This is a genomic window from Streptomyces sp. NPDC001502, assembly GCF_042894785.1.
Lineage (GTDB): Bacteria > Actinomycetota > Actinomycetes > Streptomycetales > Streptomycetaceae > Streptomyces > Streptomyces kutzneri.
The window spans coordinates 146,718-169,709 of the sequence record NZ_JBIAVW010000013.1 but is presented as its reverse complement, the minus strand read 5'-3'; the positions used below and the strand labels follow the sequence as shown (position 1 = coordinate 169,709).

The 22,992-nt window shown below is 73.6% G+C and carries 23 protein-coding genes; 14 read left to right on the top strand and 9 right to left on the bottom strand.

The annotated features are described in order from the left end of the window. The first annotated feature begins 1 nt into the window (after position 1). The 5 genes from ACFY0D_RS23625 (at position 2) to ACFY0D_RS23605 (ending at position 6,229) form a co-directional block, all read left to right on the top strand. Positions 2-2,092, top strand: coding sequence for an acetate--CoA ligase family protein (locus tag ACFY0D_RS23625; protein ID WP_390800040.1), 2,091 nt, complete (start codon positions 2-4; stop codon positions 2,090-2,092). A 43-nt stretch (positions 2,093-2,135) separates the two neighbouring features. Further along, the gene (locus ACFY0D_RS23620; protein ID WP_390800039.1) at positions 2,136-3,344 is read left to right on the top strand and encodes an acyl-CoA dehydrogenase family protein; all 1,209 of its coding nucleotides are present in this window, start codon (positions 2,136-2,138) and stop codon (positions 3,342-3,344) included. Positions 3,345-3,382: 38 nt separating this feature from the next. Continuing rightward, positions 3,383-4,555 (top strand): acyl-CoA dehydrogenase family protein, encoded by a 1,173-nt coding sequence (locus ACFY0D_RS23615; RefSeq protein WP_390800038.1) that lies wholly within the window; start codon positions 3,383-3,385, stop codon positions 4,553-4,555. Between the two features lie 103 nt (positions 4,556-4,658). Continuing rightward, positions 4,659-5,621 carry a 3-hydroxybutyryl-CoA dehydrogenase gene (locus tag ACFY0D_RS23610; protein WP_390800037.1) on the top strand — a complete coding sequence of 321 codons (963 nt, stop codon included), beginning with the start codon at positions 4,659-4,661 and terminating at the stop codon, positions 5,619-5,621. Further along, on the top strand, positions 5,618-6,229 hold the full coding sequence (locus ACFY0D_RS23605) for a TetR/AcrR family transcriptional regulator (RefSeq protein ID WP_390800036.1): 612 nt from the start codon (positions 5,618-5,620) through the stop codon (positions 6,227-6,229). The genes ACFY0D_RS23610 and ACFY0D_RS23605 overlap by 4 nt, the downstream gene beginning before the upstream one ends. A gap of 33 nt (positions 6,230-6,262) precedes the next feature. On the opposite strand, the gene ACFY0D_RS23600 is transcribed toward ACFY0D_RS23605, so the two are convergent. The 3 genes from ACFY0D_RS23600 to ACFY0D_RS23590 form a co-directional block, all read right to left on the bottom strand. Next, positions 6,263-6,616, bottom strand: coding sequence for a hypothetical protein (locus tag ACFY0D_RS23600; protein ID WP_390800035.1), 354 nt, complete (start codon positions 6,614-6,616; stop codon positions 6,263-6,265). A 339-nt stretch (positions 6,617-6,955) separates the two neighbouring features. Then, positions 6,956-7,750 (bottom strand): N-acyl homoserine lactonase family protein, encoded by a 795-nt coding sequence (locus ACFY0D_RS23595; protein WP_390800034.1) that lies wholly within the window; start codon positions 7,748-7,750, stop codon positions 6,956-6,958. 48 nt (positions 7,751-7,798) lie between these two features. After that, positions 7,799-8,386 carry a hypothetical protein gene (locus tag ACFY0D_RS23590; protein ID WP_390800033.1) on the bottom strand — a complete coding sequence of 196 codons (588 nt, stop codon included), beginning with the start codon at positions 8,384-8,386 and terminating at the stop codon, positions 7,799-7,801. A gap of 256 nt (positions 8,387-8,642) precedes the next feature. On the opposite strand from ACFY0D_RS23590, the gene ACFY0D_RS23585 reads away from it, so the two are divergent. From ACFY0D_RS23585 to ACFY0D_RS23560, 6 genes are all read left to right on the top strand, one after another. Then, entirely contained in the window at positions 8,643-9,716 is a 1,074-nt protein-coding gene (locus ACFY0D_RS23585) for a DUF5954 family protein (RefSeq protein WP_390800032.1), read from the top strand. 142 nt (positions 9,717-9,858) lie between these two features. Next, positions 9,859-10,290: a VOC family protein gene (locus tag ACFY0D_RS23580; RefSeq protein ID WP_301363708.1), complete on the top strand. Its 432-nt coding sequence runs from the start codon at positions 9,859-9,861 to the stop codon at positions 10,288-10,290. A 152-nt stretch (positions 10,291-10,442) separates the two neighbouring features. Beyond that, a complete protein-coding gene (locus ACFY0D_RS23575) occupies positions 10,443-11,810 on the top strand; it encodes an LCP family protein (RefSeq protein WP_390800031.1) in 1,368 nt (455 codons plus the stop codon). A 157-nt stretch (positions 11,811-11,967) separates the two neighbouring features. Continuing rightward, positions 11,968-14,058, top strand: a complete 2,091-nt coding sequence (locus ACFY0D_RS23570) for a SpoIIE family protein phosphatase (RefSeq protein ID WP_390800030.1) — start codon at positions 11,968-11,970, stop codon at positions 14,056-14,058. A gap of 116 nt (positions 14,059-14,174) precedes the next feature. Then, positions 14,175-15,533: a cytochrome P450 gene (locus tag ACFY0D_RS23565; RefSeq protein WP_390800085.1), complete on the top strand. Its 1,359-nt coding sequence runs from the start codon at positions 14,175-14,177 to the stop codon at positions 15,531-15,533. A gap of 6 nt (positions 15,534-15,539) precedes the next feature. After that, positions 15,540-15,899, top strand: coding sequence for a hypothetical protein (locus tag ACFY0D_RS23560; protein ID WP_390800029.1), 360 nt, complete (start codon positions 15,540-15,542; stop codon positions 15,897-15,899). Positions 15,900-16,002: 103 nt separating this feature from the next. On the opposite strand, the gene ACFY0D_RS23555 is transcribed toward ACFY0D_RS23560, so the two are convergent. The 3 genes from ACFY0D_RS23555 to ACFY0D_RS23545 all read right to left on the bottom strand — a co-directional run bounded on the left by ACFY0D_RS23555 (position 16,003) and on the right by ACFY0D_RS23545 (position 18,582). After that, positions 16,003-17,370 carry a pyridoxal phosphate-dependent decarboxylase family protein gene (locus tag ACFY0D_RS23555; protein WP_390800028.1) on the bottom strand — a complete coding sequence of 456 codons (1,368 nt, stop codon included), beginning with the start codon at positions 17,368-17,370 and terminating at the stop codon, positions 16,003-16,005. 67 nt (positions 17,371-17,437) lie between these two features. Continuing rightward, a complete protein-coding gene (locus tag ACFY0D_RS23550) occupies positions 17,438-17,788 on the bottom strand; it encodes a hypothetical protein (RefSeq protein WP_202197609.1) in 351 nt (116 codons plus the stop codon). A gap of 137 nt (positions 17,789-17,925) precedes the next feature. After that, entirely contained in the window at positions 17,926-18,582 is a 657-nt protein-coding gene (locus tag ACFY0D_RS23545; RefSeq protein WP_390800027.1) for a DUF4232 domain-containing protein, read from the bottom strand. A gap of 165 nt (positions 18,583-18,747) precedes the next feature. Between ACFY0D_RS23545 and ACFY0D_RS23540 the strand changes: the two genes are divergently transcribed. Further along, positions 18,748-19,602 (top strand): hypothetical protein, encoded by an 855-nt coding sequence (locus tag ACFY0D_RS23540; RefSeq protein ID WP_390800026.1) that lies wholly within the window; start codon positions 18,748-18,750, stop codon positions 19,600-19,602. Between the two features lie 43 nt (positions 19,603-19,645). Here the strand turns inward: ACFY0D_RS23540 and ACFY0D_RS23535 are convergent, their stop codons facing one another. The 3 genes from ACFY0D_RS23535 to ACFY0D_RS23525 form a co-directional block, all read right to left on the bottom strand. Next, the gene (locus tag ACFY0D_RS23535) at positions 19,646-19,885 is read right to left on the bottom strand and encodes a hypothetical protein (RefSeq protein WP_390800025.1); all 240 of its coding nucleotides are present in this window, start codon (positions 19,883-19,885) and stop codon (positions 19,646-19,648) included. Between the two features lie 138 nt (positions 19,886-20,023). Further along, positions 20,024-20,524, bottom strand: a complete 501-nt coding sequence (locus tag ACFY0D_RS23530) for a hypothetical protein (protein WP_390800024.1) — start codon at positions 20,522-20,524, stop codon at positions 20,024-20,026. 66 nt (positions 20,525-20,590) lie between these two features. After that, positions 20,591-21,592, bottom strand: a complete 1,002-nt coding sequence (locus ACFY0D_RS23525) for an RNA ligase family protein (RefSeq protein WP_390800023.1) — start codon at positions 21,590-21,592, stop codon at positions 20,591-20,593. 127 nt (positions 21,593-21,719) lie between these two features. On the opposite strand from ACFY0D_RS23525, the gene ACFY0D_RS23520 reads away from it, so the two are divergent. Then, a complete protein-coding gene (locus ACFY0D_RS23520; protein WP_390800022.1) occupies positions 21,720-22,052 on the top strand; it encodes a putative quinol monooxygenase in 333 nt (110 codons plus the stop codon). Positions 22,053-22,101: 49 nt separating this feature from the next. Continuing rightward, positions 22,102-22,989, top strand: a complete 888-nt coding sequence (locus ACFY0D_RS23515; RefSeq protein WP_390800021.1) for a S41 family peptidase — start codon at positions 22,102-22,104, stop codon at positions 22,987-22,989. Positions 22,990-22,992: the final 3 nt, after the last annotated feature.

Sequence of the window (22,992 nt, the reverse complement as noted above, 5' to 3'; positions counted from 1 at the left end):
CATGGGACGCGACCTGACCGCCCTCTTCGATCCCCGCTCGGTCGCCGTCGTCGGCGCCAGCGACGACCCCGCGAAGTACGGCCACGCGGTGGCCGCCCAGGCCCTGCGTGCCCCCGACCGGCGGCCCGTGCACCTGGTCAACCGGCGCGGCGGCACCGTGCTCGGCCGCACCGCGGCCACCTCCCTGACCGATGTCGGCGAACCCGTCGACCTGGTGGTGATCTCCGTACCCGGTGCCGGCTTCGAGGCCGCCGTCGACGAGGCCCTGGCCTGCGGGGCGAAGGCGATCGTCGCCATCACCGCGGGCTTCGCCGAGGCCGGCCCCTCGGGCCTGGCCCGGCAGCGGTCGGTCGCCGCCCGGGTACGGGCCGCCGGAGCCGTCCTCGTCGGCCCCAACTGCCTGGGCATCGCCGACAACACCACCGAGCTGTACCTCGCCTCGGACCGCTTCGCCCCCGGCGGGGTCGCCCTGCTCAGCCAGAGCGGCAACCTCGCCCTCGAACTCCAGCTCCGCGGTCAGCCGCACGGCCTGGGCTTCTCCCGCTTCGTCTCCCTCGGCAACCAGGCCGACGTCACCCTCGTCGACCTCGTCGAGGACTGCGCCCGTCACGAGGCCACCTCGGCGATCGCGGTGTACGCCGAGGACTTCGGCGACGGCCGGGCCTTCGCGGCGGCCGCCGCCGCGGCGGGCAAGCCGGTGGTGCTGCTCACGGCCGGCCGGGGCACCGCCTCCGCACGCAGCGCCCAGTCGCACACCGGCGCCCTCACCACCTCGGCCGACGTGGTGTCCGCCGCCTGCCGCGACGCGGGGGTCGAACTCGTCCGGACGCCGAGGGAGATGACCGTCGTCCTGGCCGGACTTGCCGCCCTGGGCGCGGGGCCGCGTACGAGGGGCGGGGGCCGGCGTACGGCGGTCTTCACCGACGGCGGCGGCCACGGCGCGGTCGCCGCCGACGCGGCCGAGGACGCCGGGCTCGACGTACCGGAGCTCGGCGGCCCGACGCAGGACAGGCTGCGCACCGTGCTGTGGGAGCAGTCCTCGGTCGGCAACCCCGTCGACCTGGCGGGGATGGGTGAACAGCGGCCCCTCTCGTACGCGGACACGGTCGGGGCGCTGCTCGCCGCCGACGAGGTCGACGCCGTCCTGATGACCGGGTACTTCGGTGGCTACGCCGCCGCCGAGGGCGGTCTGGGCGGCGGTCCGGCAGGTGGCTCCGTACTGGCGGAGGGTGAGGCCCGGGCCGCCAAGGAGATCGTCGCGCACCTCGCCTCCGCGCCGAAGCCGCTGGTCGTGCAGTCGATGTACCCGCAGTCGCCGAGCTGCCGGGTGCTGGCCGAGGCCGGGGTGCCGGTGTTCGCCGCCACCGAGGATGCCGCCCGCGCACTGGCGGCGATGACCGGACGTCGGGCGGCGGACGCGGACCGCCCCGGCGTGCCCGCGCTCCCGCCCGCCGCCGCACCGCCGGCGGACCTGGGCTACCACGGGGTCCGGGCGCTGCTCGACGCCGCCGGCGTGCCGTTTCCGGCGGCCCGCGAGATCACGGACGAGGCCGGACTGCTCGCCGCGGCCGCGGAGTTCGACGGCCCGTACGTGCTCAAGGCCCTGCACGTCCTGCACAAGTCCGACGCCGGCGGTGTGGCGCTGCGGCTGGCCGGCCGGGACGCGCTCCTCGCCGCGTACCGGGAGATGCACGCCCGGCTCGGCGCGCCCGCCTACTCGGTCGAGGCGATGGCCGACCTCACGGACGGCATCGAGCTGATCGTGGGCGTGAACCAGGACCCGCGGTTCGGGCCGATCGCCCTGGTCGGGCTCGGCGGCGTCCTCACCGAGTCGCTGCGCGACGTGGCCTTCGCGCTCGCGCCCGTACCGGCATGGCGGGCCGAGGCCCTGTTGCGCGGTCTGCGCAGTGCGGCGCTGCTCGACGGCGTACGCGGCCGGCCGGCCGTCGACGTGGCCGCGGCGGCGGCCGTCATCGAGCGCATCACCACCGTCGCCGCGGCGCACCCGGACGTCGCCGAGCTGGAGGTCAACCCCCTGCTGGTGCGCCCCGACGGCGCCCTCGCCCTGGACGCGCGGGCCGTCCTGCGCTGACCGCTCCACCCCCACCCCCTGTGCTCTGGAGGACTGACGACCCATGGACTTCCGCTACACACCCGAGCAGGCCGACCTCAAGGCGCGCGCCGCCGCCTACGCGCAGCTCCTGATGACCTACGAGGACCGGTCCGAGGAGGCCGGCGGCCCGCTGCCCGTCGACACGGTCCGCGAGCTGACCCGCGCCGCCGTCGACGCCGGCGTCTACGCGATCAACATGCCCGCCGAATGGGGCGGCGCGGGGCTGTCCCTGCTGGACCAGGTCATCGTCGAGGAGGAGTTCGGCAAGGTCACCAACTGTCTGTGGGACATCCCGTGGCGGCCCGCGAACGTCCTCGCCTACGGGACCGAGGCACAGCGGGAGAAGTACCTGCTGCCGGTGATCCGCGGCGAGCGGTTCGACGCGTTCGCGGTGACCGAGCCCGGTGCCGGCTCCGACCCGGGTTCGGGCACGAGTACCGCGACCCGTACCGACGGCGGCTGGCTGCTGAGCGGTGAGAAGTGGTTCGTGACCTGCGGGGACATCGCGGACTTCCTGCTGGTGCAGGCCGACGCGGGGCCTGAGCGGGCGGCGACCCTGTTCTTCGTGGACAAGCAGGCGGCCGGGGTCGAGATGACCCGGGTCCCCCGCTTCATGCACTCCGCGGTGAACGGGCATCCCGAGTTCACCTTCACCGATGTGTTCGTACCGGACGAGGACGTGCTGGGCGGTGTCGGCAACGGCTACGAGCTGACGAAGGAGTGGTTCACCGACGAGCGGCTGATGATCGCCGCCCGGACCGTCGGCGCCGCCGAGCGGGCCCTGGAGCTCGCCCGGGACTGGGCGGTCGAGCGGCGCCAGTTCGGCTCCCCCATCGCCGACTTCCAGCTGATCCAGGGGATGCTCGCCGACTGCGCCGTCGACATCGCCGTCAACCGCGCCTACACCCACCAGGTGGCCTGGGAGGCCGACCGGCCGGAGACCGACCGCAAGACACTGCACGCGAAGGCCTCGACGGCGAAGCTCGCGGCCAGCGAGGCGGCCGGGCGGGTCATCGACCGGTGTGTGCAGATCTTCGGCGGGCGCGGCTACGACCGTACCTACCCCGTCGAGCGCATGTACCGCGAACTGCGCGTCGACCGGATCTGGGAAGGCACCTCCGAGATCCAGCGCCTGATCATCGCCAACGAACTGATCAAGCGCGGCACCCGGGCCCTCGCCCTTCCCGTCACCTCTCCCGTCACCTCACCCGCCGCCCTTCCCACCTCCTGACGACCGCTCCCCCACCACGACCCAGAGGACAGACAGACATGGACTTCCGCCTCACCGCCCGTCAGGAAGAGCTCCGGAGCACGGCGCGCGCGCTCACCGACTTCATCACCAAGTACGAGCTCGACTGCGAGGAGAACAACGGTCTGCCCCCGCAGGCCCACACCGAGATCCGCGACGCCGTCCTCGACAGCGGGCTGCAGGCCGTCAACATGCCCAAGGAGTGGGGCGGCGCCGGTCTCACCATCCTGGAGCAGGTCACCGTCCAGGCGGAGCTCGGCCGGCTCACCGGGGCCCTGTGGGACATGGTGTGGCGTCCGGCCAACGCCCTGTCCTACTGCACGCCCGAGCAGCGCGAGCGCTACCTCGTCCCGGTGATCCGGGGGCAGCGCCGGGACTGCTACGCGGTGACCGAGCCCGAGGCCGGCTCCGACCCGCAGAGCCTGCGGACCACGGCGACGCGGACCGCCGGAGGCTGGGTGCTGAACGGCGAGAAGTGGTTCGTGACCGTCGGCGACCACGCCGACTTCATGATCGTGCTGGCCGCGGCCGGGGAGGAGCGGGCACCGACGCTCTTCCTCGTCGACAAGGACACGACGGGCATCGAGATGACCCGGGTGCCGCGCTGGATGCACACCTTCGTCTACGAGCACCCGGAGTTCACCTTCACCGAGGTGTTCGTTCCCGACGACGCGGTCCTCGGCGAGGTGGGCCAGGGCTACGACATCACGCGCTCGTGGTTCACCGAGGAGCGGCTGATGATCGCCGCCCGGACGATCGGGGCGGCGGAGCGGGCCCTGGAGCTCGCCCGGGACTGGGCGGTCGAGCGGCGCCAGTTCGGCTCCCCCATCGCCGACTTCCAGCTGATCCAGGGGATGCTCGCCGACAGCGCCGTCGACATCGCCGTCAACCGCGCCTACACGCACCAGGTGGCCTGGGAGGTCGACGAGGGCGTCCTCGACCGCAAGACGCTGCACGCGAAGGCGGCCATCGCCAAGCTGGCGGCGAGCGAGGCATCGGGCCGCGTCGTCGACCGGTGCCTGCAGATCTTCGGCGGGCGCGGCTACGACCGCTCGTACCCGGTCGAGCGGCTCTACCGCGAGCTGCGCGTCGACCGGATCTGGGAGGGCACCTCCGAGATCCAGCGCCTGATCATCGCGGGCGAACTGGTCAAGCGCGGTACGGGCGTTCTGCGGATGCCGTCCGCGCAGTGACGGGCGGAGCGTGACGGGCGGGGCGACCGGGCCGGTGGTCCGGGTCGCCCCGCCCCGTGGACAGCAGGAGCAGCAGAGGCACCAGAGGAGGGAGGACCGATCGATGACCGATGTCGAACGGGTCGGGATCGTGGGCTGCGGACTGATGGGATCCGGTATCGCCGAGGTCTGCGCCCGGGCCGGACGGGAGGTCGTCGTGGTGGAGACGACCCGTACGGCCGCGGCCGCCGGCCGGGAACGGATCACCCGTTCCCTCGAACGCGCCGCGGCGTCCGGCAAGCTGACGGCCGCCGAACGGGACGCCGCCGTCGGCCGGATCGCGGTGACCACCGACGTGGCGCGGCTGGCGGACCGGGACCTCGTCGTCGAGGCGGTGGCGGAGGACGAACGGGCGAAGCTGGAGGTCTTCGCGCTGCTCGACCGGGTGGTGGAGCGCCGGGACGCCGTCCTCGCGACCAACACCTCCTCCATCCCCGTCATCAGGCTGGCCGCGTCCGTCTCACGGCCGGAGCAGGTGGTCGGCCTGCACTTCTTCAACCCGGTACCGGTACTCGCGCTGGTCGAGCTGGTGCCGTCCCTGCTCACGGGCGACGAGACCGTCCGGCGGGCGCACGCGTTCGCCTCCGAGGTGCTGGGCAAGGAGGTCGTCCGGGCCCGGGACCGGGCGGGATTCGTCGTGAACGCGCTCCTCGTGCCGTACCTGCTGGCCGCCGTGCGCATGGCCGAGTACGGCGCCGCGTCGGCCGAGGACATCGACCGGGGCATGACCCTGGGCTGCGCGCACCCGCTGGGACCGCTCGCCCTGGCCGATCTGATCGGCCTGGACACGGTGCAGGCCATCGCGCGGTCGATGTACGCGGAGTACCGGGAGCCGCTGTACGCCCCGCCGCCGCTGCTGGCCCGGATGGTCGACGCGGGCCGGCTGGGCCGCAAGACGGGCAGGGGCTTCCACACCTACGGCGACCGCGGGGGCGGCGCGATGCGCGAGGATGGTGGTGTGGGGGCCACGGCAACCGGGCCCACCCGCCCGGTCCACGGGCGCCGACACGGGGAGCAGCCAACGTGACCAAGGCCGAGCGCGCACTCGAGACGCGTGAGCGAATCCTCACGGCCGCGTGCGAAGTCATCGCCGACATCGGCTTCGAGAACGTCAGCATGCGCAAGGTGGCCGAGCACGCCGGTGTGTCGAAGGCCCTGCTGCACTACCACTTCGACACGCGGGAGAAGCTCTTCGACGAGGCGATGACGCATTCCTTCGCCCAGACCGGTACGGACACCGAGGGCGTCCCCGACTCGGTGCCCTCCTCGGTCGTCCTGGCCCGCATCCTGCGGAGCATGCTGCCGACCGACGCGGAGCTGCGCCAGGACTGGAAGCTCTGGCAGGAGTTGTGGGTGCGGGCCCAGCGTGACACGGCGGCCCGGCATTTGGCCGTCGACCTGTACGACCAGCTCCACGCGTGGGTCGGCGGGGCCGTGGAACGGGGCATCCGCTCGGGGGAGTTCGCCGCCTGCGACGTCGCCGCGCTCGGCACGCTGGTACTGGCCCTGTGCGACGGCCTCGGGATCCGGCTGATGCTCGACGATCCCCGGGTGGACCTCGCGACGGCCCGGGCGACGATCTGGCGGGCCATCGCCCCCACGCTGGGCATCGCCCCGGAGTTCCCGGACGTGTGACCGGGCCGTTCGGCCCGGGCCGGGCGGTCCGGGTCAGCCCGGACCGTGCACGGTCTGGACCTGGCCGGTCCGGTCGACGGTGAGGGCGACGCGCTCCGTCCTGTTCCCCAGGGCCAGCACGATCCACACGACACCCCACAGCAGGCAGGTGAAGATGGTCAGGATCGCGTGCAGCAGGTGGTTGACGTTCCCGCCGCGCACCAGCACCGCCTGCGTCGGGGAGCGCGATTCGACGCGCCATCCGAGGGCGACGTACTGGTTGACCGTCCAGTCGAGGACCGCGGTGCGCCGCGCGTCGTCGAGGGGCTCGCCCGGGGGCGCGTAGAACAGTTCCGGGGGCGGATCCGGAGGCGGCCCCCAGCCCTTCGGTTCGTCGGACTTGGCCATATGTCCTGCCTCCCCACGCTTCGGGGCCGCCGGAGGGCGGTACCGGGGGCGGGACGGTTTCGGTACGGTCCCTCCCGCCTATCCCCAGAGTGCGCCGGACGGGCGGGGGCGGCATTCCGAGCCCGCGGACCAGGCCGCTTATCGAACGTACATTCGAGTACAGGTCTGGCCTTCCGGGCATTGTCAGTGGCTCGCCCTACAGTCGGAGCATTCCCATTCAAGGGTTGAGGCGGGCTGCCTCGCTGCACGATCCCGCCCCACCGGACCCCCTCGGGGGACAGCGACCGGTGGGGTGGCGCGCGGCCCTGCCGGGGGCTCGCAGGCGGCCTGCCCGGGGTCTCAGTCCCAGAACTCGCCGTCGTGCGGCAGGGCGGCGAAATGGTCCGGGTCGTGGGAGAGGAAGACCCGGATCCCGGACCGGGACAGGACGCGCAGGCGCCCGTAGGTCAGCATCTTCTCCTCGGTGTTCCAGTCGCTGAGCATGGGCACGTTGTGCTCCAGCCCCTGCTGGAGGTGCGCCGCGTCGCCCATGAGCGCGATCCGCCCATGGTGGTCGAGGTCGAGGATGATTCCCTGGTGGCCGGGGGTGTGGCCGGCGGTGCGCACAAGGGTGATCGTGCCGTCCCGGAACAGGTCGGTGTCACCGCTCAGTTCGAGGAAGTCGTAGTTGCGGCCTCCCGCGTAGTCCTCGAAGGCGTAGCCCCGGGCCGTCCAGCGGTCCGGCCACCAGGCGTGGCGCAGTTCGTCGTGCTGGGCCACGTGCACGGCGTGCGGGAAGTAGGTCATCCCTCCGGCGTGGTCGAGGTGCAGGTGGGAGTAGAGGACGTACCGGACGTCGGCGAGCCGGTAGCCGAGGCGCTCCAGCTGGGCGTCGACGGCGTGTGCCCGGGTGAACCCCTCGGCGCCGTACGCCGCCCGCAGGCCCGGACCCCAGTGGGCCTCGGCCGCCTCCGGGTCCGCGACGCGGTGGTTGACGCCCGTGTCGAAGAGGATCGGTCCGTGGGTGGCGTGCTCGATGACGGCGACCGTCGAGGGCACGGTGACCGTACCGCTCGCCCCGTACAGGAGGTCGCTCTTCGGCAGGGTGAAGGGTCCCGCGTCCAGTGTGGTCACGCGCAGTCTCGAGGTCACCACGGGGACCTCCCTCCCCACGTGCCGGCGGGCGGATTCCTCCTGTCCAGGCTAGCTCCGGTGCGGCGGGACCACGCGTCGGAGGGCCTCCGCGAGGTCGGGCGGCGAGTCCACGCAGATGTACACGGTCGCCGCCTCCACCGGCCCGGCCGGGCCCAGGTCGAGGCGTACGGGCGGGTCCAGGTGCACGGCCACGTTCAGTGCGCTCTCCACCGAGCAGGCCACCGCGCCCGGTTCGCCGGGTACGGGCCTCGGGCCGCGGCCGGGAACGGTGCGTACCACCGGGGAGGCGGAGCGGACCGCCGAGCGTGGCAGGGTCACGTCGCCGAGGAAGGCGGTCCGCAGGACCACCCGCTCCTCGTCCACCTCGTGCGGGTGCCGGACCAGCGCCGCCACCAGGCCCAGCCCGCCCAGCACCAGCAGGAGCTCCAGTGCCGCGTGCACCGGCCGGACCGCGGGCGGCAACATCGAGGAGAGCAGGAAGGCCACCACGATCTCCGTCGCGGCCAGGACCAGCACCACCTGCCGCGTCCCGGCCGAGTGCCGCGGCCCCGGTGCCGGCGGGCGCCGCAGCACCACCGCCGTCAGCGACCGGGCCCATATCCGTACGATCCCGGCCCGGGTCGGCCGTGGTGTCACGGCCCCCGTCGTCGGTCCCGTCGTCGGTCCCGTCACCGTCATGGCCGCCCCCTGCCCGTCGTCGCATGCTTCTTCCCCTCCCTCAGGCTCGCGCGCTTCCGGCGGGACGGACAGTGACGAATGTCAGGGGTGTGCCGGGGAGAGGCCAGAGGTGCGCGGACGGTACCGCCCGCGGGTCCCCCGAGGCTGGGGAATCGGCGAATCGGGGGCGGTGCCCGGCACCGGTCGGCAGGATGGGGCCATGGACCGTGGGGACATGAGGCCGCGCGGGTCGCGGCCGGTGGTGGTGCGGGTGCCGGTGGAACCGGTGGAAGCCGCAGTGGAAGCCGACGCGCTCGACGCCGTGGCGCGGGCGGGCGATGTGGTGGTGCGCGGCCCGCTGTTCGGGGTGGCGGCGCAGTGCGCCGGGGACGGGCCGCGGTGGCGGGTGGTGCTCGAAGTGACGGCCGGCTGCCCGCAGCAGGCGCGCGACGGGCTGAACTCGCGGCTGTGGTTCCACGCGAAGGACGAGGCGCAGGACCGGGCGGAGCGGCGCGAGCTGCTGGCGGCGGTCGCCCGGCTGGAGAGCGAGCGGGTCGACGAGCTCGTCGTGTCCGGGACCCGGTACCGGGTGGTGCGCGCCGAGGAGTACGCGGCCTCGGGCCCCGGCGGGATGGAGGCGCCGCGCCCGACGGATCCGGAGCCCCTGGTCCGCGACTGGGACCGGGCCGTCCGGGAGCCCGGGATCGATGACGCTCTGGTCGTGGATCCGGACGCGCCGGTCACCCCGACCCAGGCGTTCGAGCAGCTGGCGCTGCGCGGCCTGTGCTACACGGGCGAGCGGTTCCCCGAGGAGGTGCGCGCCGACTCGCGGCGGGCGCTGGACACCCACCCGGACGTTCTGCTGATGCCGCCGACCTTCAGCGTCGTGGAGCGGACCACGGACGGCTGGCGGCCGGTCAGCGGCCCGCACGCGACCCCGCACGCCGCCCGCAAGTCGCTGGACTTCGCGCTGACGTGGATGTGGCCGCGGATGCGCGGTCACATCCCCCACGACGCCGACCCGCGTACCGACGCCCGTACGTGGACGGCCGCGGGCGGCGGGGAGTCCGCGGACCTGCGGGCCGCGAAGCTGGCGGCGTACGCCGGGGCCGCCGACACGCTCCGGGTCGGACGTGTGGACCGGCTGGAGTTCCAGGGCGCCCTGTACCAGATCGTCCGTACCCGCCGCCTGCTGCGCTGGGGGCCCGACGGGCCGGAGGGCCCGCGGCCGTCCGACGTCAACAGCCAGGAGCCCGCGCGGATCCACCTCTCGCTCGACGAGGACGGCCGCGTCCTGCCCGACGACTGACCCCGACCCGCCCGCGGCACGCGTCCGCCCTTCCCGCGGAAGTCGGCGCCTGCCGGGCGTTTCGACGTGCGCCACCGGACCTCATGGGGAACGGTGGACCCGCCCCGCTGTGCGACCCGCTGAAGCCCCGAGGGAGACACCCGTGAACTGGACGCTCGAAGTCGTCCCCGTCCCTGTCACCGACATGGATCGCGCGAAGAGTTTCTACGCCGACCAGGTCGGCTTCGGCGTCGACCTCGACGACGAGGTCGCCCCGGGGGTGCGCATCATCCAGCTGACCCCGCCCGGTTCCCGGTGCTCCATCGCCATGCTCCAGGGGATGCCCGGGGCGCCCGGCGGACAGACCATGGCGCCCGGCACCCTGCACGGTCTTCAGCTGTGCGTCACGGACATCGAGGCGGCCCGCGAGGAGCTGGTGGCCCGGGGCGTGGACGTCTCGCCCGTCCGGAACCTCGGCGCATCGGGCTGGGAGGAGGGCAAGGGCGGCGTCTGGAACTCCTTCATGACCTTCGAGGACCCCGACGGGAACAGCTGGGTGGTCCAGGAGGCCCCCTCGGAGCTGTCCGAGCGCTGACCGGGCCGGCGCCTGCCTGGCCGCGACGGCGGGCAGATGTACCAAGCCCGCCCCCTGCGGGGAGGAATCCCGGCGCGTCCAGCCCGGCCGCTCGCACGCAGGGCCAGTACATTCCCGATTTCAGCCGGTCCGTTCTATTTCGGGGATGTGCCTTGCGTCGTATCGCTGTCGCTCTGACCCTGCTGACCGCCCTCTCCTGCGGCTCCTTCGCGGGTTCCCAGGCCGTCTCGGCCGCGAGTGCGCCGGCAGGCGGTGGCGGTGTCGGCGGCCGGGGCACCAACATCCTGGTCGTGGGCATCGACAGCCGCGCCGGGCTCTCCGCGGCCGAGAAGCGACGCCTGCACGTGGGCGGCAAGGGGTGCAACTGCACCGACGTGATGATGCTCGTCCACCTGTCCCAGAACCGGCGGCGCGCGAGCATCGTCTCCATCCCGCGCGACTCCTACGTCGAGTACGCGGGCACCACCACCCCGGCCCGCGGCAAGATCAACAGCGCGTACGCGCTCGGCGGCGGCCCGCTCACGGTGGCCACCGTCGAGAAGGTCACCGGTCTGCACATCGACCACTACCTGCAGACCGATTTCAGGGGCTTCGAGCAGACGGTGAACAACCTCGGCGGCGCCACCGTGTGCACGGACAGGCCGCTCAAGGACGAGAACTCCGGACTCGACATCGGCGCCGGCCGCCACCTCGCCGACGGGAACGGAGCACTGCGCTACGTCCGGGCCCGGCACGTCAACCTCCGGCCCGGCGACCTCGGCCGGGTCCGCCGCCAGCAGCGCGTGGTCGACGACCTGCTGGCCAGGCTCACCGCGGAGGGCGCCCTGGCCGGCCCCATCAGCACGGCGCGGACCGTGCGCACCCTGCTGAAGACCGTACGCACCGACGAAGGAACGGGCCTGGACGACCTGGTGCGCATCGGCTGGGCGCTCGGTCGCCTCCGGTCGGACCGGACGGAGTTCGCCACCGTTCCCATCCGGCTCTTCGACCACCGCGTACCCGGTTCGGGTTCCACGCTGGTGTGGGACGAGGCCCGCTCCGCCGCTCTGTGGGACGCGCTCGGCGCGGACCGCCCGATCACGGGCGACACCCGGATCCAGCCGGTCGCGGAGAACCCGGCCCCGACCGACCCGGCCCGGATCGCCGTCCGCGTGGACGACGCCGAGGTCGCCACCGCCCTGCGGGCCAACGGGTTCGTCGTCACCGACATCTCGGCGACCGCACCCGCGGTACGCCCGTCCGGGCCCCCGGTCATCCGGTACGCCACCGGCCAGGAGGACGACGCTGCGACCGTCGCGGCCGCCCTGCCCGGCTCCCGCCTGCAAGCCGACCCGGATCTCGACGCGGTCGTCGAGGTCACCGTCGGCGCACGCCCCGTCCAGGTCAGCAGCGTCACCTACGACCGCAACGTGGCCGACGGCGCCCCCGTGACCGCCGACCGCCTCCGCTGCGCCGAAGCCCCGGCGGCGGCCGGGGCCGCGCAGCCGGGGAGCGCCGTGGAGCCATCCGGGCGACGATGAGAGATGTGGACCACGCACAGTCGCAGGGTGCACCGGGTGAGTGGCCGCAGGAGCGGACCGTGGCGCGGCCGCGGAGCCGGGTCGGCGGTGGCGCACGCCGCCCCGGTGAGGCTGTCGCGGCGCGAGGCCGGGGCCGCCCCGGAGGAGCGGGTGCAGGATGCATGAGGAGATGCCGCTCGACGACCTGATCAGCAGCGCCGCCCAGGATGCCGGAGGATGGCTGGGCGCCCTGCCGGTCGCGCTCGTGGCCACCAGCAGCGACGGGATGATCGTGCGCTGGAACCACGGCGCCCAGCAGCTCCTCGGCTACGCCCCGCCCGAGGTGCTGGGGCGGCACATCTCCGATCTCCTGCATCCGGGAGCCGATCGCAGCCTGGGCCGGGCCTTGTGGGAGACGGCCGCCACCGGGCGCGGCGTCATGGGTACGGTCACCGCCTGGCACAGCAAGGGGCACCCGCTGGAGCTGGAGATCTGGGCCTGCCCGGTCCCGGACCGCCGCCACGGCGCCTCGGCCGTGCTGGTCTTCGCGGCGGACGCCCACGCGGCCCGCCGGATCCGCGGGTCCTCGGCCGTCTGGGACGGGCTGTTCGCCCGCTCGCCGGTCGGGATCGGGGTCCTGGACACGGAGCTGCGGTTCCTCCAGGTCAACCCGGCCCTCGAAGCGATGAACGGTCTCGCGGAGTCCGCCCATGTGGGGCGGCGGCTGGCCGAGTTGCTGCCCGAGGTGAACGCCGACGAGATGGAGGAGGCGATGCGCGAGGTCCTGGCCACGGGTGAGCCGGTCCTCGACCGGCGTCGTACCGGCCGGACCCCCGCCGACCCGGATCACGACCATGTGTGGTCGTGCTCGTACGTGCGCGTCGAGGATCCCGGCGGCCGGCCCATCGGCGTGATCGCCTCGCTCCTCGACATCACCCTGCAGCAGCGTGACCACACCGAGGTCGAGGCGGGCCGCCGCCGCCTCGCCCTGCTCAGCGAGGCGAGCTCCCGTATCGGCGCCAGCCTCGACCTGGAGCGGACGGCGCAGGAGCTCGCCGACCTCGCCGTCCCGCACCTCGCGAGCGCCGTCACGGTCGATGTCCTGGATTCCCTCGCCCGCGGCATCGAGCCCGGCACGGGACTGGCCGGAGGCGTCGCCCTGCGCCGTCTGGGCAAGGCGCCGCTGACCGGTTCCGCCGTCACGCAGACGCTGGCGCCCCTGGGCCGGACCCTCATCTTCCCCGCGACCGCCCCGTACACCCAGGCCCTCGCGGCCCGTCAGTCGTTCCTGATCGCCCAGCTCGACGACCGGACCGTCGCCACCGCGGCCCGGCACTCCCCCAAGCCGGCCCAACTCCTGGAGCTGGGCGTGCACTCGTTCATGATGACCCCGCTCATCGCCCGCGACATGGTCCTCGGCGTCGCCACCTTCTACCGCACCGGGCACACCGGTCCCTTCGGGTCCGACGACGTCACCCTTGCCGGTGAGCTGGCCGCCCGCGCCGCCATCAGCATCGACAACGCGCGCCTCTACCACCACGAGCACGAGACCGCGGTCGTCCTCCAGCGCAGCATGCTCCCCCAGCACGTCACCCCGCCGGCCGGCATCGAGATCGCCCACCGCTACCTGCCGGCCAGCGACGTCAACGAGGTGGGCGGTGACTGGTACGACGTCCTGCCCCTCAGCGGGGGCCGGGCCGCGCTCCTCATCGGCGACGTCATGGGCCATGGCATCGCGGCCGCCGCCGTGATGGGGCGGCTCTCCGCGACCGTCCGCGCCCTCGGACGCCTCGACATGCCTCCCACCGCCCTGCTGCACCAGCTCGAAGCCACCCTCGCCGACCTGACCGACCCGATGCTCGCGACCTTCCTCTACGTGGTCTGCGACCCCGCCACCGGCCATTGCACGGTCACGCGCGCCGGACATCCGCCCCCGGCCGTGATCCAGCCCGACGGCACCGTCTACCTCGTCAAGACCCCGCCGGGCGTCCCGCTGGGTGTCGGCGGCATCTCCTTCACCACCACCGACATCGCCCTTCCGCCCGGCAGCACCCTGGTCCTGTACACCGACGGCCTCATCGAGGCGCGCAGCCGTGACATCGACGAACGCCTGGACGAGCTCACCGGTCTGCTGGCCGCGCCCGAGCAGTCCCTCGACCACCTCTGCGACTCCCTCATCGCCCACCTGGTGCCCGCCTCCGCCGACGACGACATCGCCCTCCTCGCGGCCCGTATCGGCGTGCCCGCCCACCAACCACCACCCGTGTGAATCGGGCCATCGGCCCTCCGGTGCTGTCACCGCACACGCCTGTCCCCGTACAGTCCGTGATGCCGACGTACCCCCGGGCACCGTCCCGACAGCCGGACAGGAGAAGAGCCGTGGCCATCGACGCCAGTGGCGGGCCGCCCGCCGCGCAGCGGGCCGGGACGGGGCGACCGCTCCCCGAGGCGGACGCCGGCTGTGTGGAACGGTGGCGCACCCACCAGGGTGAACTGGTCGACCTGTTGACGCAGGTACGGGAACGGCTCGGCGGTGTCGCCTCGTTCCGTCTGGGGCCGCAGCCCACCGTCCTGGTCACCGCGCCCGAGGCCGTGCAGCACGTCCTCGCCCTGCACCCCGACCGGTACGTCAAGCGCTCCCACCGCGCCCGGCTGCTCATCGGCGACGGGGTGCTCGCCGCGACCGGCGAGGCCTGGAAGCGCCAACGGAAGCTGTTGCAGTCGCAGTTCACCGGGAAGGGGATGCGCCGCTACGAGGCGCGGATCACCGGGGCGGCCCGGACCGCGGCCGGACGGTGGGCCGACCACGCGCGCACCGGGCGGACCTTCGACCTCGGCGAGGAGATGCGCCGATTCGCCCTGGACACCATCTGGCGGGCGCTCACCGGGCACCCGCTCGACGACGTCACGGCGCACGAACTGACTTCCGTGGCCACCGTGGTGGCCGCGCTGCCGAGCCTGCCTGCCGACCAGGTGGACGCCCGGGACGCCGTCGCGGGCGACCTGGCCAGGATCGACGAGGTCGCCCGGCGTGCGGTGGCGGCGGCCCGGGACGGCGCTCCGGGACCCGACGGGCCGGGTCTGCTCCAGGTGCTGGTCGACGCCTCGGCCGAGCGCCCCGAGTACACCGACCGGCTGGTGCGGGACGAGCTCGTCACCCTGCTGGTGGCCGGTCACGAAACCACCGCGACCACGCTGACCTGGCTGTACCTGCTCCTCGACCGCCACCCCGCGGCCCGCGAGCAGGCCCTCGCGGCCGGTCGCGAGGGCTCGGCGGAGCGGCGCGAGGCCATCCAGGCCCTGGTCGGCGAGACGCTCCGGCTCTACCCCTCCGCGTGGATCCTGCCCCGGCACGCCGCCGAGGACGAGGTCCTGGCGGGCTACCGCGTCGAGGCGGGCACGGATCTGCTGGTCTGTCCCTATCTCACCCACCGGGATCCCGAACTGTGGCCGGATCCGGAGCACTTCGACCCCCGGCGCTTCACGGTTCCCGGCGGCCGTCCCACCCGGCCCGGCGCCTACCTGCCGTTCGGCATCGGCCCCCGTGCCTGCCTGGGCCAGCAGTTCGCCCTGCGGGAGTCGGTCGCCCTGCTCGAACTCCTGCTGCCCGCCCACGTCCCGGACTTCCAGTCCGTCCCCACCGGGGCGGCGTACAGCATCACCGTCCGCCCCGACGGCCCGACACCCGTCACCCTCACCGGCGGCGGGACCGAACGGCGTGTCATCCAAGATCCGCACGGCTAGGCCGGGGTGGAGCCGGGCTTCGCGGTTCACCGACTGGAGGCGTACGTCCGTACCCGCAGCGCCCCTTACCTGGACGCCTGGTACCAGCGGCTGCGGGACGGCTGCCCGGCCACGAGGGCCGGCCTCGGCATGGGCCCGGGCCTCACCGGCAAGGAGTTCCCGGACGGCATGGCCCGCCGGCACCGGAGCGATCCCGGGGCGGTGGCCGTGCTCGGCGCGATCGAGGCGGCCGCCGAGGGTGGCCTGGCCCTGCTCGGCGAGCAGCCGTGGCCGGTCCCGCAGCGCCCGGCCTGGCGACCCGACATCCGGGCCGCCGTCGCCGCCGTCGCCGCCGTCGCCGCCGGGGATGGTCACGTACGCGGGTAACGGACCACGAGGTGGTTCGAGGACATGCGCGCGGAGCACGGTGCGGACTTCACCGTCGCACACGGCATCGCGACCGGTGGCGGCGAGGGGCCTTGACGCTTCCTCATGTGCCCTCGGATGCGCGGCGGATCGCGTCCAGGGTGCGTGCGACGTCCTCGTCGGTCGTCGACCAGTTGCTCACCGAGATGCGCATGATGCGGCGGCCGTGCCAGGTGGAACCGCTGATCCAGGCCTCGCCCTCGTCGAGGAGGCGGGCCAGTACCCGGTCGGTGCGTTCGTCGCCGCCGAAGTCGGCGCAGACCTGGGTGAAGACCACGTCGTTGAGGACGGTCGCGCCGTCGATGGCGGCGATGCCGGTGGCGAAGGCCCGCGCGTGCCGGCACAGCCGGTCGACGAGGTCGTTCACGCCCTGGCGGCCGAGGGATCTGAGGGCGGCCCATACGGTGAAGGCGCGTCCGCGGCGGGAGAGTTCGGGGACCTTGTCGACGGGGTCGCCCTGTTCGTGCTGGATGAGGTAGTCGCCCCGCTGGCCCATCGCCGACCGGAGGGCGGAGGGGTCGCGGACGATGGCGAGGCCGCAGTCGTAGGGGACGTTCAGGGTCTTGTGGGCGTCCGTGGCCCAGGAATCCGCCTGTGCGCAGCCGTCGGTGAGGTGTGCGTAGGCCGGGGAGGCGGCCGCCCACAGGCCGAAGGCGCCGTCCACGTGCACCCACGCGTCGGCCTCACGGGCGGCACGGACCGCCTCCACGAAGGGGTCGAAGGCGCCGGAGTGGATGTCGCCGGCCTGGAGGACCACGAGGGTGGGGCCGGGACCGCGGCCCGCCAGGGTGCGGCGCAGGGCCTCGGGGTCGATGCGTCCTTGCTCGTCCGCGTCGACGAGCTCGGGCCGGCCGAGCCCGAGGTAGCGCAGGGCCAGGTCGATGGCCATGTGGCGGTCCCGGCCCGCGACCACGCGTACGGGCGGCCCGCCGGCGAGCCCGTCCTGGGCCACGTTCCAGCCGGTGCGCCGCAGCACCGCGTCGCGCCCGGCGCCGAGGCAGGTGAAGTTCGCCATGGTGGCGCCCGTCGCGAAGCCGACGGCGCTGTCGGGCGGGAGGCCGAGCAGGTCGAGCAGCCAGTCGCCGGCGATCTCCTCCACCGCCGAATAGGCGGGCGTGACCGCGTGCATCACGCAGTTCTGGTCCCAGGCGCTGACCAGCCAGTCCGCCGCGAGCGCGGCCGGCTCGGTGCCGCCGATCACGAACCCGTAGAAACGGCCGCTGGGGAAGGCGGTGAGCCCCGGCTCGCAGGCCGTGGCCAGCAGGTCGACGACATCGGCGGGTGTGCTCGGCGCGTCGGGCAGTTCGGGGCCGAGCGCGCCCACGATCTCGTCGACCGAGGCACGTGCGGGAACCGGGCGGTCGGACAGACTGGCCAGCCAGCGGACGGCATGACCGTGCGCCTGTCGGAGCGCCGCCTCGCGCTCGTCCATACCTCGGACTATGGGGCAGGCCCGGCCCGCCCGCAAGCGGCGGGCCGGGGGGCGGGAGGGCGCGAGGTCAGTGGATGACGCTGAAGCTGCGCCAGGGCAGGCTCACGGGGGCCGTGACGTTCGAGAGGGTGGTGGCCACGTAGATCCCGTCGGCCTTGTCGGTCTTCTGGCAGTCCGGCGTCCGGTACAGGACGATGTCGACGAGGGTGTTGTTCTCGACGTGCGTGGCCCCCTTCGGGATGCCGATCTTGTGGCAGCCGACGACCAGCGTGTTGGAGTAGCTCAGCTCGACCGGCGAGTCGTGTCCGCGGAAGGTCAGCATGCCGACGGTGCTCCGGCCCAGGCCCGAGCAGGCGCTGGCCGTCAGCAGCAGTGCTGCGACGCCCACGATGGTGCTGATACGTCGGCTGTGGGACATGGGCTCGGTCCTCGTCTGTGCGGTGGTGACGGTCCTTGTCCACAGCCTGACCCGGCAGGGCGCGACCGGCCTGCGCTGCTCGGCCGACCGGATGAACGCGGACGTGCCGGAACCGTCACCCCGGACCCGGGGACGGCCTACAGGCTCAGCGCGTCCTCCGCGTTGTTCATCCAGGCGGTCACGGAGTTCTTGTCGGGGGAGACGTACAGGCCGGGCGTCGACGCCTTCAGCGGTGTCTGCTTCAGGTCGGACTCGGTGTTCATGGTCAGCGCGATCGAGTTGACGGTCTTGCCCTTGCCGTCTTTGGCGCCGCCCATGAGCCCGGCGTAGGCCGACTGGCCCGGTTCCAGCCGGAGTGCGTCCTCGATGCCGGGGGCCGCGCCCCGCTCCGTGGCCTGGCCGTCCAGGTCGCCGAAGGTGACGATCGGGTGCCCGAGCGCCCTGCACGCCTTGGTGCCCTTGTTGGTGATCTTCAGCAGGTAGCTGCTGGTCGTGGGCTCGGCCAGGGTCGCGGTGAAGGTCACGTCGAACGTGCTGCACGGGAACACGTCGAAGTCGGGGTCGGCCCCGCCCGACTTCGGCGGCTTCGACGGGGTCGCGGTCTTCTTCGGCGCCGCGGACTTCGACGGCGTCGCGCTCGGGCCGGCGCTCGCGCTCCCGCCGGCGCTCGCGGTCGGGCTCGCGCTCGGCGTCCCGGACCCGCCCGCCGCGCCGTCCTCGGTGGGTCCACAGGCCGTCAGGGCCAGTGCGGATACGGCGGCGAGGGCGATGGCGGCCTTGCGTACGGTGCTCATGATGGTGGTCCCCCCTGGGGAATGCGCGGAACGCGCCGGGCTGGGCCGTGCTGGGAGCACCAGCGTCCCGCAGAAGCTTCACAGCTTGGTGACGGTGTGTCGTCGGATCGACCACGGTTGCGGGGGGGGCGGGTCCGGTCCGCGCAGCCCTTAGCATCGGGCTCCATGGGGATATCGGAGGAGAACGGCCGGGCCGGCGCGTGGCGGGTCACGGTGCGGGCGCGGGGGCGCAAGGCCGGTCTGCCGCCGGGCGGTCCGTCGCGTCCCGCGGGCCGGCCGCTCGCCCGGCGGCAGGATCTGCGGATCCACGGCACCGCCGGGAAGATCAGCTGCGTCGACGACTGCGGCCGCACCCGCTGGACCGCGCTCTGTTCCGGCATCCCCAACGCCGCCCACGTGTCCGGCGGCCGGGTCCTGGTCACGACGGACTCCCTCGCGTACACGCCCTGGGGCAACCTCGGCCCGGCCGTGCTGCTCGACCTGGCGGACGGCAGCCGGATCGCCGAGCTGCGCGGCGCGCGCGGCGCGGCCCTGGGCGGGGGCCGGTTCGTACTCGGCCTGGAGGGCTACGACGCCTTCGACACCTGGGCGTACGACCGCGACGGCACCCTGTACGACTCCTGGCGCAGCTACGGCCACTACGTCGTCGGGACCGGGATCCGCGTCGTCGAGACCGACCGCACCATCCCCACCGGCAGCCGGGTGGTCCGGCTGCTGCCCGGTGGCGCCGTCGAACGGGGACCGTCGCTCACCGACCCGCAGGCCCCGGAGCCGCTCGTCCTCGCGGACGGCACCCTCCTGGTGCTCGACGCCGGAGTGCTGCGCGCCGTCGGACGCCGCCTGGAGGACACGGTCCTCGCCGAGCTGCAGGCCATCGACCCCGGGGAAGCCTGGCGTCACCACGGCGCGCTCCACCGCACCGGCGACGAGATCACCGTGACCATCACCGAACAGCACCCCGACCGGCCCGGCAAGCACAGCCACCGGACCTGGACGCTCGCCCTCCACCAGGGCGGATGAGCGCGCGCGGACCCGGGTACCGCGGAGCCGGCCGGGCAGGCCGTCAGTTCGCCACGACGGTCAGGACGGCCGAGACGACGGTGACCGCGGACGCGGCCACCATCCAGTTCCGGGCCCGGCCCGACAGCACCGGGATCCCGTCGGGATCGGCCTCGGCGTCGGCGTCTGCCTCCTCCGATTGCTCTCCCGGCCCCCGCAGACGCGGACACGACCGGCAGGCCGGATCGTGGACCAGTGTGTCGAGCCAGACGACACCGTCGAGCGGCGCCCGAGCGAACAGCATCCCGTCAGTTTCCATAACCGGACAACGCCATGATCCGCATCAGGCCACTGCCGGCGGCCGGACCGAGGCCCAACCGTTGCCGACCAGCCGATCACACAATGAGGTGAACGCACCGGACGTTCGCGGTGCGTGCCGGGGTCAGCGGCCGCGGCGGTTGTCGTAGATGGTGAGGCAGAGCGCCTTCATCGCGGTCTCCGCCCGCTGGCGATCCGCACCATGGTCGATGGCTTCGAGGGCGGCGGCCGCCGACGTGCGTACCGGGTACGGCAGGCCCTCGTAGGCGGAGATGCGATAGGCCATCGTGCGGCGGGCCTCCCGTTCGGCCTCGCTCACCCCGTCGGTGGTGAGCGGAAAGACGGCGGCCTGGTAGGTCGCGATGCAGACGAGCGCGGCGTCGGCGAGCCCCTCGGCGTAGCCGTCGGCCGGGACGGCCTCGTGGCCGGGCTCGAAGAGGGCGAGGACCTGCCGGCGGGAGAAGAACGAGCCCAGCCCGGCGCCGAGTCCGGCCACGGCCGCGAAGACCACGGCCATCAGCCGGCCGGACAGGAGCAGGCCGAGGCAGCCTCCGGCGACCGCACCGCAGGTCACCAGGACGAAGGTGATCATCAGGTGGATGCGCGCGCCGGGCGGGGACTTCATGGCAGCAGTATGCACAGTGCCATTGGCGCCGGGGGAATCCGGCGGCCCGCCCCCGCGCCGGTGGTGTCAGGCACGGCGGTCGGCGGCGTCGAAGCGGGCCAGGGTCAGGGCTCCGGCGTGCAGGCATTCCTCCAGTGCGCGGTACGTGGTCCCGTCCAGGCCGCCCAGCGCCTGCGCCACCTCCTCGGTGGCGTCCCGGGCGATCTCGGTGGCCAGGTCCGCCGGCGGGGTGCGGGGGCCCAGCTTGCTCACGGCCGACGCGGCCCGGGCCGGGGTGAGCAGGCCGGTGCCGTGGGCGAGCAGCCAGCCGGGTACTCCTGCCGCGCCTTCGGCCGGCGCCTGGTAGGGGCGCGAGCCGTCGAACCGCTCGTCCTCGGCGAAGGCGGGCTGCTTGAACTTGGCCATGGGCCGGCCGGGTTCGCGGGATCCGTCGGCGGGCTTGACGACGAGGCCCTCGGCGAGGTTGTCGGGCAGCGCGGGCAGGCCCAGGAGCCCGGGCAGCCGGGTGGGGAAGACCGCCGGCAGTTCCTGGAGGCGCCCGAGCGGGCCTTCGGCGAGCAGCGGGACGCAGAGCAGCCCCGCCTCGGTGGCCGCCGCGCGCAGCGCCCGGTCCCCGGCCCAGCGCGGGCCGTCGTCGTCGGTGACGGTGGCGTCGAAGGGGAGCCAGAGGAGCTCGGGCGCGTACCAGACGCCGGTCTGGACGGGCTCGGCCCCCGGCGTGGCGGGTACGTCGGGGTGGGGGTAGCGGCCGCCGGCGAGTTCGCCGTAGACGGTGACGACCGCGGAGGCCGGGGCTCCACTGTCCTCGCGCAGGCTCTGCGCACAGCGGGTCGCGGCGACCGCCAGCGCGGGCCAGATCCGGCCGACGCCGAAGAAGTCGTCCAGCCCGCCGTCCGCGAGCAGTTCGCGCCGCTTGGCGGGGTGCGCGCCCGACGCGTCGCACACGACGGCGAAGTTGGCGCCGTGGATCTTCTCGTGGGCGACCCAGTTCCGCCCGCGGGCCTCTCCCAGCCGGGTGTTCGCGGGGATCTTCGGATAGGGGGTCCAGGGGCGCGGTTCGGGGTGCACCGGACGATGGTAGCGAGGCCGTAGCCGAAGATCCCCGGGTTTGTTTTCCGCCTGCCCGGCGGGCTCCACGGGACAGCCTTTAGGGTGACCATGAAGATCCACATCCTGATTCGGGAGGAATCCAGTCGTGTTCGCCGTGATCTACCGGTGGCGGCTCCGGCCGGGCATGGAGCAGCAGTTCACCGACGGCTGGCACCGGGTGACGGCCGCCATCCACGCGGGGTGCGGCAGCTACGGGTCCCGGCTGCACCGGGCGGACGACGGTACGTGGGTGGCGTACGCCCGCTGGCCCGACGAGGAGGCACGGGAACGCTGTTCGGGGGCCGACCCGCAGGGGGTCGCGATGATGGTGGAGGCGATCGCGGAGCGACTGCCGCAGACGCGGATGCAGATCGTCGACGACATGCTCGCGGAACCCGCCGGCGGCCCGGTCCCGGCGCCCGAACCGCACGCCGACTGAGGCGAAACCCTCTGGTCACCGGGGTGTTGGCGCTCTAGCATGACGCCTCATGCCTATGAACGAAGAGATCGTCGAACGTGCTCTGGACCGGATCGGTGCGGGCTACGTGTTCCCCGAAAAGGCCGTTGTCATCGAGGCCGCGATACGAGGCCGTCTCGCGGCGGGTGCGTACGAGGGCCTGGACGGCCCTGCGCTCTGCGAGGCGGTGACCGCCGACCTCCAGGAGGTCTGCCCGGACAAGCACCTGCGCCTGCTGTGGACGGACGAGCCGCAGTCGCTGGACCCGGTGGACGAGGACGGCGGGGAGGCCGCGTTCCTGGCCCTGCTCCGGGCGGAGAACCAGGGGATCCAGCGCGTCGAGCGGCTGGAGGGGAACATCGGGCTCATCGAGGTCCGGTGGATCGCGAGCGCCATCGAGGGCGCGAGCGCGATCGGCGCGGCCATGCAGCTGGTCGCGCAGAGCTCCGCCCTCGTGCTGGACCTTCGCGGCTGCCGCGGCGGGGCTCCGGAGGGGGCCGCGATGTGGTGCAGCTACTTCTTCCCCGACGACCAGGTGCACCTGAACGACATCTACGACCGGACCTCGGACACGACCCGCCAGTACTGGACGGTCGGGCACCTTCCCGCTCCGCGTTATCTGGACCGGCCGGTCCACGTCCTCACGAGCGAGTTCACCTTCTCCGGCGGCGAGGACGTGGCGTACACCCTCCAGGCGCAGGGGCGGGCGGTTCTGGCCGGTGCCACGACCCGGGGCGGCGCCCATCCGACGGCCCGGCACGCGGTCGCCGAGCACGTGCTCGTGACGGTGCCGACGGCGCGCACGATCAACACCGTCACGGGCGGCAACTGGGAGGGCGTCGGAGTCGTTCCCGATGTCCGGGTCCCGGCGGACCAGGCCCTTGAGACGGCACTGAAGGCCCTTCGGCCGGCCGTCTGACCC